The organism is Burkholderia sp. WAC0059 (assembly GCF_002870125.1).
Classification (GTDB): domain Bacteria; phylum Pseudomonadota; class Gammaproteobacteria; order Burkholderiales; family Burkholderiaceae; genus Paraburkholderia.
In genome coordinates this window covers 55,603-73,048 of sequence record NZ_PNEO01000025.1, presented here as the reverse complement: position 1 = coordinate 73,048, position 17,446 = coordinate 55,603, and the positions used below count along the sequence as shown (strand labels likewise).

The following is a 17,446-nucleotide window of genomic DNA, read 5'->3' as shown; positions in this document are numbered from 1 at the left end:
ACCGCACGAAAAAGCGTTTGAGCAATTGCGCAACGGTACCGCCGACATGCTGTGCAGTGCCTGGCTGCCGGACAGCCACGGCGTCTATTTCGATCCGATGGCCGACCAGTTCGAGAAGGTCACCGTGCTTTACCGCCCGTATGCATACTGGGGCGTACCGGATTACGTGCCAGAGGACGTCGTCTCGACCATCGACGACCTGCGCAAACCCGAAGCCGTCGCGCGGATGGAAAAGCGCATTCAGGGCATCGGTCCCGGCGCGGGCATCAGCCGGTTCTCGCGCGCCGCGATCACGCGGTACGCGCTCGCGGAATCGGGCTATCACTTCGAGAACGGCACGCTGGACGACTGCGTCGGCGCGTATGAGGAAGCGGTCCGGCTCGGTAAGTGGGTCGTGGTTCCGCTGTGGAAGCCGCAGTTCCTGCACGAGAAATACGCGATCCGGCAACTGAAAGATCCGCACGGCGTGATGGGCGGCGCGGACAAAGCCACGCTCGTCGCACGGCATAGCTTGATGCAACAATTGCCGGTAGGGGTCGTGTTCGACCTGCGCGGCACCTACCTCGGCGACGAAGAGGTGTCGCGGCTGGACTACCTCATCTCGCGAGACAGGCTCGATCCGGTGGACGCCGCGCGGTCCCTGCCACGCAGGATCGGCTGAACGGATAGCGTGTGAAAACAACACGCTTCCAAAGGTTGGTTTAACCAATCAAGCAGCCACGTGGCTGGGAGCAGCTTGACAGGCACCTAGTCCGATACGGACAAGCGGACGCCGCTCAATGGTCAATGTCCGGAGCCTTTTTCTGATCTGGTGGAATTTCTGATTGCATGACTCCTTGCAAGCTCGCGGGCGACACGACATCCACGTTCTTCGATCCAGATAGTGCCGTCGCCACCTGCGTCTGCCGTACAAAACGGACAACCATCTTCGCCATACTTCGATCTTCGGCTTCGGATGATTCGGCCAGTACAGTTGCCACGGCACGCCATACCGACAACGTCGGTAGATACGCATTGAATGCCACATAAGGATTAGGTGCAAGTATAGTGTGTGCTCGAACGTCTGCCTCTCGCGTACGCATATGCCTGACCGTCTGCGTCTCGGATTGCTGAGTCACACCCCGCGTACGTCGTGGCGTCGCATTCGCCTCGACACCCCGATCACGTAATTCCTGCGCGAATCGCTCGCGCCATCGTTGTAGATCGGCCTTACGTGGATTGAGTCGGCGACCATTCCGGCTGCGTGCAAGCACTACGATATGCACGTGCGGATGCGCTTCATCGTCGTGTGCTGCAAACACGTAATCTCGCTGCTCCCCGAATTCTTCGCATGCGAACGCACGTGCAGCGTCTGTTACGGCGATGCGATCCGTACCGGGCGGCATCGACAACATGACGTTGAATGCTTCCCGACGTCTGCTCGTTTCCTCGATCCCGCGTCCGGCGCTCCGCCACATCTGGGCGAGATCACGCACTGCCGGGCGGCCAGCAATCAAGTTGCCATCCTGATCCTCCAGCTCGACCTGGCCGTTGCGGCTGATGTAATCCAGATGCGCGCGAATCGCGCCCATCCCGTTCCGGCCACCTTTCCGGTTCGTGATCTTCACCATCACCTCGGGCACCTGCCGGACCGTCCGAGCAATCTGCTCGCGCAATGCCGCCAGACGACCGATCCTGGCCGCTCCACCAGTACGCTGCGCCTTGCGCGCGTGAACCGGCTCGTAAAAGAGACGATCACCCCACTGCAACAGCAGGCCGTCCGCATTGGTTATCGTCTTCGGCATGCCAGCCGCTACCGACGCCAGCGCGCCAGGTTGGCACGCTGCATATCATGGACAGCCTTCAGATGGGCATCGATTTCTCCGCGCAACGCGTCTATCAGTACCAACCGATGCCGTACGGCCGGTACCATAGGTTGCGCATTCAACGCACGGGCAATCTGGTTCAGGTTGCGGCCGATCGCGGCCAACTGATAGTTCGACGCCTCGAGCGCTGCGACCTCATGCACTCCAGGTTGAGGATCGCCCGTGATCTGCGCACGGACCATCGCGACCAGGAACCGGCTCAAGGTAAATCCCATGTACTCTGCCGTCTGGCTGACTGCCTCGTACTCGCCCCGGCTGAACTGCACCTTGATCGAGATGCGCTCGCCGCCGCCGGCTGACGCGACATGCGGAAGCTGACGGACATCCATGCCGAGCACCCGGGCGACCATCTGCCGGACGGCATCATTGACGGTCACGTCCTGACGTTGACACCACGCCACAAACTCGCTCTTCATGTTGCCCAGGGGAACGTCGATGCGATCCGATCTGGAGCGAAGGTTCCCGGGATGATCCATAGACTCACCGCGACGGCACAGCGGGCGTGGCCGACCGTAACAGGCGTTCGGCTTCCGGCGTAGCCGAAGGCGTCGCGGGATTGCCGCGCGAGCGCGGCTGCTGTACCCGCCCCGATGGATCAAACACGCGCGGCGCGGGCACCTGGACACCTTGCGCCTGCAATCGGTCCAGGATCTCGCCGGCCCTCACCTGTACCTTCGCGACCGACTTCTCACTGAAGCCCTTCGCACGCATCGCCTCGGCAAGCACGCTCATATGCAGCACACGCTGCGGATCATTTCGCCCGGCCTCGACGGTCGACTCCCAACCTCGCGGCCCGACCGTTGCTCGCCATACGTAACGCTCGATCGTGCGGCGCCCGGTGCCTGTCACGTCGCCCCGACCGTCGACCGCGGGCACCTCCGCCTCGACGCGACGGCGACCATAGTTCACCAGATGGACCTGTTCACCGGCTTGCACACCGCTCACTCCGAGCGCACGCTCAAGGTCCGCGCCCCACACGGTTAACTGGTTTCCACTGGCTTCGCACAACGTCGCGAAATATGCCAACTGTGCCCCGGCCCGGTTCTGATAGGGTGCCCGACCGTGCGCGATGAGTTCGCCGCGGAATTCCGATTCGGGCGACCAGCCCGTCGAATCGATATCGGCCACGGTACGTCGCCGCGATTGCAGATCACCAGCCGCTCCCGGTCGATTACCCGGCGATCGCGAGGTGATCGTGGCCGGAGGCGGCGGGGTCCGGCTCTGCGTCGGTGCCCGTTCCGGGCCGGCCACTTCGACCTGCCAGACGTTGCGTTCGACCGACCTCGGCCGCTCGCCAACCACCCCGCCGGTTGCATCCCGCACGGCCTCGTTGATGGTCACAGGCTGACGCCCGAGATTCGTCAACGTGACCGTCTGCCCTGCCTGCACACCACTGGCCTGCATCGCACGCCCGAGATCCACGCCCCATACGGTCCTGTCTGCCCCGGCCTGATCACGCAGCGTCACGAAATACGAACGCGCACCGTTGGCTCCATGCTGATACGACGCCAACCCATGCCGTATCAGTTGTCTCGTCCATCCTGCCGCCGGTGCCGCCTCCTTGTCGTCAGCCGCCCCCGCGACCTGTGGGCCAGAGGTATCCATCTGCTCGACGCGATTCGTCATACGCGCCTGCATCAGTTCGGCCAGACTGGCGTGATCGTGCTCGTTCGGGGCATAGCCTGTTACGCCGATCCCGCGCACGGCCGCTTCCAGCCAGATCGCCCGCCGGAAATTCTCGTGCCCCTTCACGCGGATATGGGTCCAACCCTTTGCCAGCGCCATTTCCGCCATCGACTCGGCAATATCCGGACGGTTATGCGCCGTCACCATCCGCACGCCGCGATCCTCGAACGCCATTTCGCGCGAACCGTCGCGCAGGAAATAGCGGGGGCCGGCCTGCAGGAAACGCTTCGACACACTGTCCGGTGGCGTCGCAAGCGGCCCGGTCATCGACAGCGGCGCCGTCCGCCGCGCATCACCCGGAAGTGCCTCCGTCTGGCCGGATTCTGGCTGCCGGGCACCGGCCGGCGCAGCGGGTTGTGCGCCGTCCCCCTCGACCGGGGGCACATCATGGGCGTCTGCGGCAGGCGACGGACTGGATGCTGCCCAGCCAGGCACCTGCATGCCCTCCCGCGCCGTGGCCAGATCCTGCTGCCGTCGCCGCTTCAAGACCTCCAGGGCATCCGGATCGACCCAATCGAGCCGGGTCGCAGCCGGATCGTCCTGACTCACCAATACCGAAGGCCGCTCATCCGGTGCAGCAAACTCGCGCGGCAGTTCCCGTTCGACCGAATTGACCATCGTGGTCGCATCGCCAGCCGGCTCCGTGCCGCGCGCCTGTTGGTTCCCGTCCATCTGACCGATCCTCCTCTACCTGTCCGCACCGAGCCGACCCACCCGGTCATCGATCCGGCGCTTCGGCCGGCTTCGCCTGCCGCTGTGCCTGACGCGCTTTCGCTTCCTCCAGCGCGACGCCGCGCGCGGTCTTGACCCGCTCCCAGGACTTGCCCCTGGCCGCATCGAGTTGCTTGCCGAAGTCTTCGCCCAATCCCAGCTCCGTCGCCGACTTCTTCAGCGAGCGAACCACCTTCTCCATCTGGTCGCGCTGCCGGTCATACGGATAGACTTTCGACTGGTCGCCCGTATAGCCAACCTGAACTTCCGCACCGTTGAGCCGCTGACTCTCGTTGCACCACTTCAGACGGCTGTCGACGAACTCCATGGTCTGCTTGTCGTGGAACACGACACTGCGCGTCGCCACCTCCTGCACCAGATAGCGATCGGTGTTGAACACTTCGCCCTTGTACAGCCCGTTCTCGCGGGGCACGCCCATCCGGACATCGGCGCCGAAACGCTGCTGTGCCGCCGCCCGGATCTCCATCGGCACTTCCTTGAAGTCGAACAGCGGATTGCCGATCTGTCGCGACTGTTCCGCAGGAGCATCGGTGCCCGCAGCCGGAGCGGATGGCTGCTTCGACGATGCAGGCTGGCTCCCGGCACGCGCGGGTGTACTGCCCTCCGTTTTCGACGGAACATCCGGAGATTCCACCTGGGCGCTCTTCGCGACAGGGGCTTTGCGGCTACGCCGGGCCGCTTGCGGTTGATCGGTAACGTCGCTCATGATCTGTACTCCTTTTTTACTGCCCTGGAAATGGCCACCCGGATACGCTGCCGGACGGCCCCTTATCCGAAACTGCCACACAGATCTACATGCAGTGGCCCGGATATACTCAGTCCATCGTCTCTGCACTCGTCTTCTTCGATCGGGATGCGGCCGACGCGCGGCGCGTGCCCTTGCCACGCGCAGACGGCTTCCGGGCCACGGGCTTGTCCGTCGACATCGAGGCAGCCAGATTGGCCAGCATCGGTGACAGGGATTCGTCGTCTCCCCGGGCCACAGCGCCATCATCTGCGTCGGCCGACACGGGCATCACCGACACATCAGCATCCGCTTCGACACTGCCGCCGAAGAACTCGATATCGTTATCCAGTACGCGCTGCGCCATCCCGGGTGCCAGCGGCTCTGGAGCACTCGACACCTCGATGCTCGCCAGCTCCGCATCGACCCGCTCCAGTGCATTGCGCAATGGGGCCGACGGCACCCCGACGCTCGTGAAGTACCATTCGACCAGCGCCGGCACATCCTCATCGGCCAAATCCTCAAACGCTTCCGGCGAATCCGGCAGCCTCGCTATGTTCATGTCGGCCAGGATCTCCAGATGCTCGACCGGCACCGTGAGCCGCCCGGCTGCATCCATATCCGTGCGCAGCACATCCCGCATGCGATGCTCGACGCGGGCCTGGTAGCCCGCCACGTCCAGCGGCTTGACGGCAGGTGCTGGCAGGACGCGCGACTGAAACACCGGATCGCGATAATAGACAATCCTGTTCGCCAGTATGGGCCTGGTGTTTTCGAGCAGAATGATTTCCCTGTCCTGCCCCAGTTCCTTCAATTCCTGTGGGAGCAGCAAGGCGCGACGCTGGTCGGAAATGCTCTCGCTCGGCCTGCCCTTCGCGGTCCAGCCACGCGGTCGACTGACGCTCACCGACTTCTGCGTGAAATAACCCAGCATCTCCGAATACTCGTTCGCGTCCTTCTGTTCGCGCGGCGGATACAGAAGCTGCATCGCGCAGTTCGTCGCGAACGTGCGCGCATCCTCGCGCCCATAGACCGATTCGAGCTGCGCGACCGACTGGATGATGGCGAGCAGACGCATGTTGTAGCCGGCCATGTACGACACGGCTTTGGCAATGATCCCGACCTTGCCGATCGACGTGAACTCGTCCATCAGCATTAGGCACTGGTACTTGAGGTCTGAATCGTCCTGTGGCAGCTTCTTCGTGTTCAGATTGACGAGCTGCGAAAACATCAGGTTGAGCAGCACGGCCGATTCAGCCAGGTGGTCCGGCGTGATGCCCAAATAGATGGTCATCTTCTTCCGCCGCACGTCGCGCAGGTCGAAATCATTTCCGCTCGTGGCGGCATCCACGACCGGGTTCGCCCAGATCACGAGCGGCGCATTGAAGGTCGCGAGGATGCTGGCGAGTACCCGGTCGTCATTCGCGAGAAAGCGGTTCAATGCATCGATACACGCGCCCGAGAGCACGCTGCCGTAATTCGCGAGCAGCGAGCCGAGGTATTGTTTGACGGGCTCGCCCCGGCCGGATGACTGGCGCAGCACCTCTCCGATCGTGACCGGGTAGTCCGGCAGGTTCAGATCGTCGGTACTCTTTCTCGCGCGCGCATCACGCAGCTCGCACAACAGGAGCGTGAGCCCGAGGAACAGATTGCGAGCGGAGTCGTTCCAGAACGAATCGTGTCCGCCCGACGGATAGAGCGCGTAGCCGATCGCGAGGATGTCGCCGACACGGAAAATGCCTGCCGAGATCGCCGACAGCGGGTTGTAGCGCGCCGAGCGGAAGTCTTCTGCAAACGGATTGAACAGATGCACCTCATGGCCGTGTGCCTTCCGGAAACCTGCCGTGACCGCAAAATTCTCCTGCTTCACGTCCAGCACCACCACGGAATGCCCGTACGACAGGAGATTGGGAATCACGATCCCCACGCCCTTGCCCGAACGTGTCGGCGCGGCCAGCAGGACAAACTGCTGACCGGCGAACTTCAGGTAGCGGCCACGCCACGTGCCGACCACTAGCGGCGGCCCGACCAGCTTCGACGAGGCAGCAGCAGTGGCGCTCATAACAAGCCCGCCTTGCGGATTTCCGCCTCGGTCGCAAAGCGTGCACTGCCGTGCAGTTCGCGTTGCCCCCTCTGCGCACGCACGACGCCGATCAACACCAGCGGCCCAACGAATGCCTGGCCACAACCAATCATGCCCGCGACGGCGAGACGCCTGCCGTAGCCGCGCAGCCAGCCATTCGACCAGTCCGTCAGCGCATCGATATAGCCGAAACCACCCGCCCGGAGCGGGTTATCGTGTGCAAGCGCGAAGAACACGAAACCCGCGATCCAGAGCGCTACGATCGAAGCGACGCCGAGCGCGATCAGCACGCCAAGCGTGATCGTGACCGCCCGGCCAACCGCCAACCAGCGCGCACTGGAATCAAATGGATGTCGCATGGCGCATATCTCCGGTCGCGTCAGAACGGCACACCATCTGCCGCGTCGTCGAATCCGGCCGCCGGATCAGCATCGGCATGCAACCCGTCGCCCGGCGCAGGAGGAACCGATGCGCTGGCACCGCTGCTGTAGCCCGCAAAGGATGGCGCAATCCGGTCATCGATCAGGCGACGATGGAATTCAAGTTTGACCTGCGCACGCGTCTGGGCAACGAGTTCGCGACTGTCGAGCCCCTGTCCGCGCAGCACCGCGATCTTGTCCTGTACGAGTGATTCGGCGATGCGGAACAATCCGCCGGGACCACGGATCTCCTGCCCCTGCGCGTCCCTGAGGCTCACGGCATGGTTCGCATAACCATTCTCGATCTTGCCAAAGGCCGTGAGCCGCACGCGGTCGCCTGGCGTAACACCCAGCAGTTTCTGCGCGAGCATCTGCGCGGGGCCGGTACCCAGCCCCAGCGATACCAGATAGGCCTCATCGCCGTCGACAAGCTTCACGCGCAGATACGCATAACTCTGGCCGCGCACCACGTCCTGCTGCTCGGCGTAGTACGCGGCCACGATCTCGCCCGACAGCGCTTCAGAGCGGAGGCCGCGTGCGGCAAGCTGCCGGCGCGCCTCGAGCGTGAGCCCGGTATCGCCCGTAAAACCCGCCTTCCAGGCATCGGGATCGAAACCGTCCCGTACCTCGCGCAGGATGGCCGTGCTTTGTGGCGTCGCCTCCATCAGCCAGCCGACCACCGGGTTATAGCCGAACCACAGCGCGCCGCGCTGCCTGATCTGCTCTCGTGCCATGATCGCATCTCCTTTTTAGTCCGCTTCAGGACATTTCCAGTTTCCTGACCGGGTCGAATGCGATCTCCGTCATCCGCCTGATCTTCCCGGTCTGGCGCCCCTGGGCATCGAACAGCGGGCGCGCTTCGAGGTGCGCGATCACGTCCACCGTCAGTGTCAGGAGCTTCTTGAGCGTCACGTCATCGTAGGTCTGCGCCTCCGGGTGCTCTTTCGCCATCAGCGCGAAACGCTCCAGCGCCACGGCTGGCGAGCGCGCGTGATAGGTGCAGAGCGAGCCGTCGTGGCCCGACGTCATCAGCTTCAGGAAATCAAAGGCCTCACCGCCGCGCAACTCCGCCATCAGCACGCGAGCCGGGTACATGCGCATCACACTCTCGATCAGCTCGGCAGGTGTCACCCTCGCCTGGCCCTGCCCGCCCTTGCTGTAAAGCAGGTGCACGACGTTCTGGAGATGCGGCAAAAAAAGCTCGCGTACATCCTCGATCGTGATGACGCGTTCCGTTTTGCCGATATGGAGAGAGAGTGACTTCGTGAAGGTCGTCTTGCCCGACCCCGTATCCCCGACCTGCACGATGTTCTTGCGCTCCACCACCGCCTGGGTGAAAAACTCGACGAAGCGTCTGGCTTCGAGCAATTCGACCAGATGCCGGTCGACGGGACTCAGGAAACGACGCATCTGGTCCAGGCCTGCCGGTGCACGCCAGATCGTGTCATTGAACACGCCGAGATCGCGCCAGGATTCGAGCGCGATCACCGAAGAACTGGGCTTGCGGATCGTGAACGAAATCGAGCGCGGCGGGACGGCTGGTGGCATCACAATCTGGATGCGCTCGTCATCGGGCAGCAACGCGGAGAGAATCGGCCGCTGCGCCGAGATACCCTGGCTCGTGAAGGTCGCGACCGCCACTGCGATAGCTTCCAGCCGGTCAAGTGTCAGATCAGGCATCTCGTGGAAATGCCAGCCGGATTCCGTTTCGGTTATCGCCTCGCCCGCCTTATTGACGACCAGTTCCGTCACGCCATCAGTGGCGAGCAGCGCCGCGATCTCCGGCATCAGGATGCGCAGGGCAGCATCGGCCGGCAAACGCTCGTCGAGTCCGGCCACGTCCATCACTTTGCCTCCAGTTGGTAGACACTACTGAAGTCGATGTCCCGCGCGAGCACGATCAGGAAATCCGCACCCTGGTTCTTCGTGATCGTCGGCGGGATATTGATGGTGCTGTTGAGCACCCGGTCCGCCATGTCGTTGCCGGTCTGCTGGGTGTTCTCGAACACCACGGTACCATTTGACGAATCGCTGCGCGAAGCAAGATAGCCGATCGAGTCCTGCACGAGCGACAGCAGGAAGGCTGCGCCCAGACGCTCGCCCCAGTGGTTGTTCACCTCGCCGTCGATCCCCATGCGGCCGAGCGCGTCAGCGGCCGGCGAATCGATCTGCACCCTGACGCCGCCCGGCGTCTGGATACGTGCCGACAGGATGAACACGCGCCGCTGGCCCTGGGCGGGCGCCGAGCGGAACTCGGTATTGACTGTCGAACCGCGCTCGATCAGCAATACATGGCCGTTGTCCGAATACACGTCGGACGTCACCGTGCAGGTGCTGATGCCAGCCAGCGTCGAATCGAACGCCGTGTCGCCCGCACAGGGAATCTTTGCGCCGGCCGACAGACGCAGGTCGCGGTTTCCGGTCAGGCCCGCCTGGACCGCGTGAATCTGCGTGGGCGAAAGTGCTGCCGTCAAGGCACTGGACGGAGCGCCCGCCGCAACGGCTGCGAGGGGCGATCTGCGCTCGCTGCCAGACGTACTGCCAGAGCTGCCACCTGTCTCGCCGCTCCCGGCAGGTGCATCGCCCGAACCGACGATCAGGTCCGCGTCGTACCAACTCATGACCGGATGCGACGGTGCCGATGCCGATGGCCCCGGACGATGATCCGGCGACGTGGTGAGCGCGGACTGCCCCACGACAGATAGGGATACCGTGCCGGACGCGCCGGAAGTCTCCTGCGCCACGGTGCTGCTGACAGGTACAGCGGTGTCGAACGAGCGGCCGCCAGCCGGCCTGTCGTTTGCCGCGTCGCGCGCGTGCTTCGCGTCCGCCTGGTGCTGCGTCACCACACGATGCACGGCCCAGATCGCGCCGGCCAGCGTGACGGCCACGAACGCCAAGATACCCAGCCAGCGCTTCGCGATCTCGCCCGCCCCCGGCCGATGCCGGTCGAGATCGGGAAAACCGTCCGGATGCTCAGGCTTCGCAGGGTCGCCACGTTCACGCGCCGGTGTGCCCGCAGACTGCGTGCTCGCGCTACCTGTACTCGCCGGGCTTGCTTGATCAGCAGCGGTCACGTCGGCAGGTCCCCTGCGTTCCGGCGTCGGCGGCACATCGTATAAATCCGCATGCTGCCCATCGGTCGGCACAGGGGCTGGGCCCCGCAGCGCTTCCAGCCCCGAAGATTCCGGTACCGACGGACGATCCAGGTCGTCACTCATCGCCGCCTCCCTGTGTGGCCTGGCTAGCCGGCATCGGCGGCATTTTCAGCGTGCGGATCACGCCCGGCACGGTCGTCCCGTTGACCGGCGGCACGCCATCCAGGTCGTATGCGTTGTTCCACAGTTCGACCGCCTCGCTGCCAAGGCGCAGCACCCAGCGCCGCGCCACTTCATGCAGGACGATCCGGTCTCCTTCCATGTGCTTGTCCGGCACGTGCTCCGACCCATCCTCCGCGACCCGGAAGACCGAAGGAATCTTCCGGTTGCCCGGGATTTCGATATACGTGAAACGCCCGTCGTCCCACATCGCCGACGGCACGATGTCGTCAGAGCCCGGCACGGTCTGCATCGTGTACGCGAGATTGCGCTTCGCGGCGGGTGCTGCCTCGCGCTGCACGATCTGGTTCGCCTCGGTCCGGGCCGTGTCGTGCGCGGCGAGTTCGTCCCGGTACGAGAACGTGACGCGATACATCACGCCTTCATTGCCGGCCCGCGTCGCAGGCAGGACCATCAGATCGAACGCATAGTCGTGCCGGTCGGTATGCACGATCAGGTTCGTGTCGTGTGCGTGGCCACCCGGTTTCAGGAAGATGTCCGAATCGCCCTTGCAGGCGGAAATCTTCCAGTCGGGAACAGACGCATCGACATCGCCTGCACGATCGGCTGGCGCGCGGCCACAGCCCTCAGCCTCGCCGCTGTCGCCCATGCCAACGCGTTCAATATGCTCACCTGTGCCCAGCACGATCTCGGTACCGGCACCGCGCTGCGTCGCGACCTGCACGACCTCGTTCTCGTCGTACTGCACCTGCCGCACGCGGCTATCGCCGCGATAGCCCGGAATCTGGACGGCCAGTACAGACGTGGCCGCCAGCGCTGTCAGCGCGCATGCGATACCCAGCCGGAAAGCCCGCAGAACAGGATTCGGATTCATCGCTGGACCTCCGTCGACAAGGTGGCCGTGTGCGTGGACGTCACCGCACCGGATGCCGTGCTGTCCTGGCAGACACCGTAATCCACGTCACGGCTATAGGCCGTCACCTTGAAACCCAGCGGATTGAGCGTGCCTTCGCGCTCCCGCTGCAGCAGCTTCGGCCTGTACTGGTAGGCGATCGTCGCGAGGAAGCATTCGGGCCGGCCGGCCTGACCATGATCGACCGTCGTCCGCATGAAGTGCACGACGGCCCGCCCCGGCTCGCCGGGCGGCAGGCTCGTCGACAGCACCTTGATCCGGCGCTCGACATCCGGCCCGAGCATCTTGTCGAGCGCATCGGGGCCGGCGTAAATCTGCTCGTAGTCCCGCTCGGCCTGCCCATCACTCATCACGCGCACGGTGTCGTAGTCCATCTGCAGGAACGGCCAGAAATAGCGTTCGCGTGCCTGCACATAGGTCGACAGCCAGTGCCTGTCGACCAGTTCGGTCAGCTTCACGTGCCGGGCATCCAGCACGTCGATGACCTCGGCCTCACCCGTCAACCGGTCGACCTCGATCGGCAGCGGAATCAGCCGGTAGAACGGCAGCATCGACGCGAACGCCACCGCGCACGCCACGGCGATGACCGAGGCGACCTTCGCAACCTGCCACGCACGGCGCTCGGAACGCTCCTGCATCTGGACGATGGAGGCTTCCCAGTCGAGTGGTGACGCCGGATGTTTGAAGAGCGTCATGCCGCACCTCCGGCAAGGTTTCCGGGGACGCCCGATGTCGCCACCGCGCTGGACGCGGCTGGTACCGGATTGACGGGCACCTGATGACGGCCGTCCGGCATCGGCAGCGGATGAGGTCCGCTGCTGCATCCTTCTCCCGATATAATAAGTATTACTAAAATTACTGAAAGCAACCTGTTCATGACCGGTACCCCGTCGTCAGTCGAACGTCACCGGTGTCAGCCGGTCCTGGGCGCGCTGGTCGCTCGACGAGCGCTTCAGATCCAGTTCATGCTGCTGCTCGGCGACGAGATGGTCTTCGGTCTCGGCCATCATCCTGAACAGTTGCAGCTTCGTCGTTTCCTGCTGGATCGCAGCCTGCTCGCCGGCAATGCGGCCCTGCAGTTCGGCAATCCCTTTCGGGTCCTGGGTCTGGTTGATCTGCTGCACCAGCGCCTGCACCTGATCGAGTTCATTGAGCTCGGTCTGGTAGGCCTGTTCGGCCAGCGCCTTGTCCTGGAACGGCTTGTTCAGCGCACGCTGGCAGACCTGCTGGTCAATGCCCGCCTGGTTCTGGCAATTGTAGATTTCGCTCGCCGAGCGCAGTGTCTGCGCGGCGCCCGTCAGTCCCGCGTAACCACCCTGCTGGATGGCCGTATAGAGGCTCTGCCAGTTAGACGGCAGCGACTGCGCGACGACCGGGCTGCTCAGGAGACTGCCGAAGCCCCGCACGCCGGTCAGCGCGTTGTACGTCGTCATCAGTTGCTGGACCTGCTGCTTCAGGTTACTCACCGTCAGCAGTATCTGCGCGACGGCCGACGCATCGAATACCGGAATACCCTGCGCGTGCGCCGCAGACGGAACCATCGCCACGAGTGCCGACGCACACAGCGCAGCGAGGAGCCGGGCGGCCGGTCGCCGTGCCGACCGATACAACGACATGTGCAGGATGGATGTCTGTTTCATGATCGTCCTCATCAATATCGGGCCATCATCCGACCGTCTGGTCAGGCCGCGCCTGTCCGGTTCAGGTTGTCCATCACGGCACGCTGGTACGCGGGCCGCGCGCCTCGCCCGCTGCCACCGGTGGTACCGCCAGGGCTGCCCGGAGAGATGCTTCCGCCACTGCCCGATCCCTTGCCGGTGAAAAGCCGGCTGAGCGCCGTCCCCGCTGCACCTCCGACCGCCCGGCTCGCGAGCCCCGCCGCGAAAGCACCCACACCCGTCACGGCACTGCCGCCGCCGAGCGCTGAGGCGACCGACGGCAACTGCCAGCACAGCATCGCGAGGAAGATGCCGGTTACGAGCATGCCGAGCGCGTCGACGAAATACTGGTCGTCGCTGACCGTCGAAGACGACGCGCCCATCATCTGGTTGACGATCGTCGCATAGAGGTTGCTGCTGTCGGACGAGGCCGGCAGCGAAGCGAGGCCGGTAAGCGACGCCGTTTCCGACGAGAATACGGCGAGCGCGATACCGAGGAACGCAGCAATCAGGACCTGCATCAGGCAGTAGGTCACGACCTTGCCGGTCCATGCATCGAAGAAACGCCGCGACGGCTCGAATGCCCCGCAGGCAATGAACAGCGGGCCGATGCCAAGGACCAGATCAAGGAACACTCGGGCCAGTACGGTTTCCAGACAGGCGACGAGCAGGAACACACTGCCGCCAAAGGCGACGATGATGGCGCTTGCCAGATACCCCATCGCCGCGCCGAAGTCGGTCAGCCCCGACTGCGATGCATGATTGACATCGGCCGTGACGACTGCGCCCAGCTGCGCGTCGTAGCAGTCGAGCGCCGCATAGACACTGCTGGCCGACGTACTGCCAGTTCCTGTCACCCCCGACACGCTGGCCGAGCATGTGCCGCCGCCCGCCTGCGCAATGGTCTGCGCGAGCATCCCCGTGCCGTTCTCCACGTCGGTGATGACCGTAGACTGATAGATGCCGCTACCGAGCGCCACCGTCAGCAGGATCGCGATCTTCGCCGCGCGCCACGCGAACGCCGGTACCGACTCCGACGCTTCGCCGCGCATCACCGCGAACCCATAAGCCATCACCCACACGGTCACTGCGGTCGTGACCACCGGCACCAGGGCACTCGACAACGCCGCCGACGTGTGCGTCACGTAGCTCCCGATCCCGCTTTCGATACCGTTGCCGACCATCGAGAACACACCGTTACTCGCCATGACGGGCCTCCATCGGGGTATGTGTCGGGATATGTGCCGCTCCGCGGCCCGAATCAGCCTGAACAACGAACGGCGTCAGCGGATGGGCGCGGACCTGCCTTGCGCGGTGCCCAGCCGCGCGCCGCGCATCGAGCCGCTGCTGGAAGACCGGCAGCCATGCGTGCGGATCGTCCCCGACTTCGGCGCGGATTTCGTCGAGCAGTTCGACGTTGTCCTTCGAACCCGACAGGATGTCGATCGCCTCGCCCTGCCCGACCGCCAGACCGGACAGGTCCAGCGTCACCACGCACGAACGCGAGCCCTGTTTCATCAGCGCACGCCGGCTCGTCTCGCCCAGGTTACGCACGATCTCGAATTCGGCCTTCGACAGCTTGAAGCCGTCGATATAGTCGGCCGCGTCGGCGGTCGGGTTCGGCAGGTAGATGACTGTCGCCATCTGGCCGATCAGCGCCTTCGCGGCCGGGCTCGCAATGACTTCGGCCGGCGACTGCGTGTCGTAGATCGCAAAGGTGTTCTCCTTGCGACCGGTACGCTGCATGTCCTCTGCGAAGCTCGTATACACATCGCTCTGCAACCGCTTCCAGAACTCGGCCAGCACCACCACGAAGCGGTTGCCGTCGATCTTGAGGTCGGTGTAGTGCAGCATCGTCATCGTGACAAGCGGCGCGATCTCGGGGTCGTCGATCAGCTCGGTATCGTCGAAGCCGAAAATCTGGCTCTGCGCGATCGAGCCTGCGATCTGGTCAGTCGCGTTGTCGAGCACCCAGCCCAGACGCCCCGGCCGGCACCACTTCGCCAGGCGCTCGTACAGGCTGTCGTCGCCATCCTTCGGCAGCAGCTGCAGCACCATCGACAGGCGCCGCACTTCCTTCGGCATGCCGGCCACCGCCTGCACGGCCGTCCAGATGTCGGTTTCCTGCTTCGTGCTCAATGGCCTGTCCGCACGCGTCACGCAGCGCGTGACGACCCGCACCCAGAAATCCACATTGCCCGGCGTCGGCTCCAGCCAGAACGGATTCAGGCCCGTCGACTCGCCGCGCTTCATGCGCAGATAGGTGCCACCCATCCAGCGGATCGCGATTTCACAGCCGCGATCCTTGTCGAACAATGCGATCGACACGCCGTATTTCGTGAGCATCGCGAGAATGAACATTTCCAGCGCGGTCTTACCGGAACCGGCCTGGCCCACGATCAGCGTGTGCGCGAGCGCCTTCGCGTCGAACGAATCCCGGTCTTCCGGCGTCATGTGGCAGTTCAGGTAGACCGGCTGGCCGCTCGGCGACTTGAGGATCGCGACCGCCTCACCCCACGGATTGCCGTTGCGCTTGCCCGACATGAAATTGTGGAAACTCGACAGGCCACAGAAATTGCGCGAACTGAGCGCCGCTTCGCGCGTGCGGTAGCGCCAGTTCGCCGGCAGCTGTGCAAACCACGCCGCGTCCGCGACAAGATCCACTCTCGCGACCTGAAAGCCGGCATCCTGCAGGGTTGCCCGCGCCATCGACGCGGCCCGTTCCGCTTCGGCCGGCGTCTCGCCGAACACAGCCAGCGAATAGTGGTATTCGCCGAGCACGAAGGTCCCGTTCACGAGGCCGTCGAGCGCCTGGTCCATCGCCGCGATCTGCGAACTGGCGGCATCCTCGCCCGCGATCAGCCGGCCGCGCTGGCGTTCGAGCACGGTCTTCGCGCTCGCGCGGTCGAGCACCGAGAAGCTCTGCGTCTCGATGAACTCGAAATTGCCATACAGCAGGCCGTTGAGCATGCCCGGCTCAGATGTCTGCGGGTAATCCTTCAGGTCAAGCATCACCCCATGCTGGTGTCCACCCGCCGTGCGGAATTCAAGTTTCTCGCCGCCGAAGAACAGGCGCGAAGTCGGCAACGCTTCGGCAATGCGACCCGACGGCACCGGCACGCCCTCCCAGACGCGGTTAAGCAGGTAGCCGAGAAATTCGAGCGCACGCGAATACTCGCAGCCGTTATGCTGATAGATGCCCAGCGGCTCCGGCCGGTAGCGTGCGAGGCTCTGTATCACGTCGCGGCCCAGGTCCTCGAGCGCCTTGATCGCTGCACGTTCTGCCTCGCGGATCGCGTCGAGCGTGCGCGGGACCTGGTGCAGCAGCCGGCCGGTCTTCGTGCGCGCCGGCCGGTAGACCACGGTCAGGTACTGGTCGCGCGCCATCATCCGGTAACCGGCGAAGCCGTCGTAATACGCGCCGGCCATCGCATCGATCCGCCCGTTCGCATAGCGGGCATTGAACCGGTCGCTCACCCGCCGGCTGATACGGTGCGACCACAGCGCCACGTTGCCGGTGCCAAAACTGCGCACCAGACTGTTGAAACCTTCGTGGCGCGCGAGGATATCGACCGGATCCTCCGTCTCGAACGCGATGCCTTCCAGGCGGAAGATGCACAGGAAATCGCCCTCGCGCGTGCGGATGATCGTATCCGTCAGGTGCGACGAATACGGCACGAAATCAGCGGCTACCACCTCGCGCGCCGCTTCGGCCTCGAACTTCGGCGCGGCGCCTGCTTCGCTGCCCCGCGTGCGGCGGCGGAATTTCCCGGTCGGGGAATACGCATGCGCGCCCCAGAATTTCCGGTTGTGCTGCAGCAGCCGCAGACGCAGGCGCATGAAGGTCTGCCGCAGCCGCTGGTCGTCGTAGCGCGTGATCATGCGCATGGTGACCACGACCGGAACCAGCATGGACAGCACGATAAGCGCCGCGACAGGCGACACGATGAACGTCCACATGCCAGCGATCAGCAGCGAGCCGACTGCGCCGATGAACGGGCCGATGGGCACGCCCATCAGCATCGCCGGGCGCGTGCAGCCCTTGAAGATATCGTCGCGCAGATCAGGAAAGAACATGATTGGCTCCC

At 64.3% G+C, this 17,446-nt stretch carries 15 protein-coding genes; 1 reads left to right on the top strand and 14 read right to left on the bottom strand.

The window, feature by feature from the left end; all coding sequences use genetic code 11:
* Positions 1–661: glycine betaine ABC transporter substrate-binding protein (locus CY652_RS21425; protein WP_102132733.1), on the top strand; the 661-nt coding region annotated here is incomplete at its 5' end.
* Positions 662–776: 115 nt separating this feature from the next.
* Here CY652_RS21425 and CY652_RS21420 read toward each other — a convergent pair.
* From CY652_RS21420 to CY652_RS21355, 14 genes are all read right to left on the bottom strand, one after another.
* On the bottom strand, positions 777–1,784 hold the full coding sequence (locus CY652_RS21420; protein WP_102132727.1) for a relaxase/mobilization nuclease domain-containing protein: 1,008 nt from the start codon (positions 1,782–1,784) through the stop codon (positions 777–779).
* Positions 1,785–1,792: 8 nt separating this feature from the next.
* Positions 1,793–2,341 (bottom strand): plasmid mobilization relaxosome protein MobC, encoded by a 549-nt coding sequence (mobC, locus tag CY652_RS21415; protein ID WP_102132726.1) that lies wholly within the window; start codon positions 2,339–2,341, stop codon positions 1,793–1,795.
* 4 nt (positions 2,342–2,345) lie between these two features.
* Positions 2,346–4,223: an LPD7 domain-containing protein gene (locus CY652_RS21410; protein ID WP_102132725.1), complete on the bottom strand. Its 1,878-nt coding sequence runs from the start codon at positions 4,221–4,223 to the stop codon at positions 2,346–2,348.
* A 46-nt stretch (positions 4,224–4,269) separates the two neighbouring features.
* On the bottom strand, positions 4,270–4,989 hold the full coding sequence (locus CY652_RS21405) for a hypothetical protein (protein ID WP_146010178.1): 720 nt from the start codon (positions 4,987–4,989) through the stop codon (positions 4,270–4,272).
* A 109-nt stretch (positions 4,990–5,098) separates the two neighbouring features.
* Positions 5,099–7,069, bottom strand: a complete 1,971-nt coding sequence (locus CY652_RS21400; RefSeq protein ID WP_102132723.1) for a type IV secretory system conjugative DNA transfer family protein — start codon at positions 7,067–7,069, stop codon at positions 5,099–5,101.
* Positions 7,066–7,449, bottom strand: coding sequence for a hypothetical protein (locus tag CY652_RS21395; RefSeq protein WP_146010177.1), 384 nt, complete (start codon positions 7,447–7,449; stop codon positions 7,066–7,068). The genes CY652_RS21400 and CY652_RS21395 overlap by 4 nt, the downstream gene beginning before the upstream one ends.
* A 20-nt stretch (positions 7,450–7,469) precedes the next feature.
* Entirely contained in the window at positions 7,470–8,243 is a 774-nt protein-coding gene (locus CY652_RS21390) for a hypothetical protein (protein ID WP_102132721.1), read from the bottom strand.
* A gap of 25 nt (positions 8,244–8,268) precedes the next feature.
* On the bottom strand, positions 8,269–9,354 hold the full coding sequence (virB11, locus tag CY652_RS21385) for a P-type DNA transfer ATPase VirB11 (protein ID WP_102132720.1): 1,086 nt from the start codon (positions 9,352–9,354) through the stop codon (positions 8,269–8,271).
* Complete coding sequence (virB10, locus tag CY652_RS21380) at positions 9,354–10,730, bottom strand: type IV secretion system protein VirB10 (protein ID WP_102132719.1); 1,377 nt, start codon at positions 10,728–10,730, stop codon at positions 9,354–9,356. The genes virB11 and virB10 overlap by 1 nt, the downstream gene beginning before the upstream one ends.
* Positions 10,723–11,661: a TrbG/VirB9 family P-type conjugative transfer protein gene (locus tag CY652_RS21375; protein ID WP_102132718.1), complete on the bottom strand. Its 939-nt coding sequence runs from the start codon at positions 11,659–11,661 to the stop codon at positions 10,723–10,725. The genes virB10 and CY652_RS21375 overlap by 8 nt, the downstream gene beginning before the upstream one ends.
* Complete coding sequence (locus tag CY652_RS21370) at positions 11,658–12,395, bottom strand: virB8 family protein (protein WP_102132717.1); 738 nt, start codon at positions 12,393–12,395, stop codon at positions 11,658–11,660. The genes CY652_RS21375 and CY652_RS21370 overlap by 4 nt, the downstream gene beginning before the upstream one ends.
* Before the next feature lie 198 nt (positions 12,396–12,593).
* Positions 12,594–13,340, bottom strand: a complete 747-nt coding sequence (virB5, locus tag CY652_RS21365; protein ID WP_374703687.1) for a P-type DNA transfer protein VirB5 — start codon at positions 13,338–13,340, stop codon at positions 12,594–12,596.
* A gap of 41 nt (positions 13,341–13,381) precedes the next feature.
* Complete coding sequence (locus CY652_RS21360) at positions 13,382–14,542, bottom strand: type IV secretion system protein (protein ID WP_258002402.1); 1,161 nt, start codon at positions 14,540–14,542, stop codon at positions 13,382–13,384.
* 13 nt (positions 14,543–14,555) lie between these two features.
* Complete coding sequence (locus tag CY652_RS21355; protein ID WP_102132715.1) at positions 14,556–17,435, bottom strand: VirB4 family type IV secretion/conjugal transfer ATPase; 2,880 nt, start codon at positions 17,433–17,435, stop codon at positions 14,556–14,558.
* Positions 17,436–17,446: the final 11 nt, after the last annotated feature.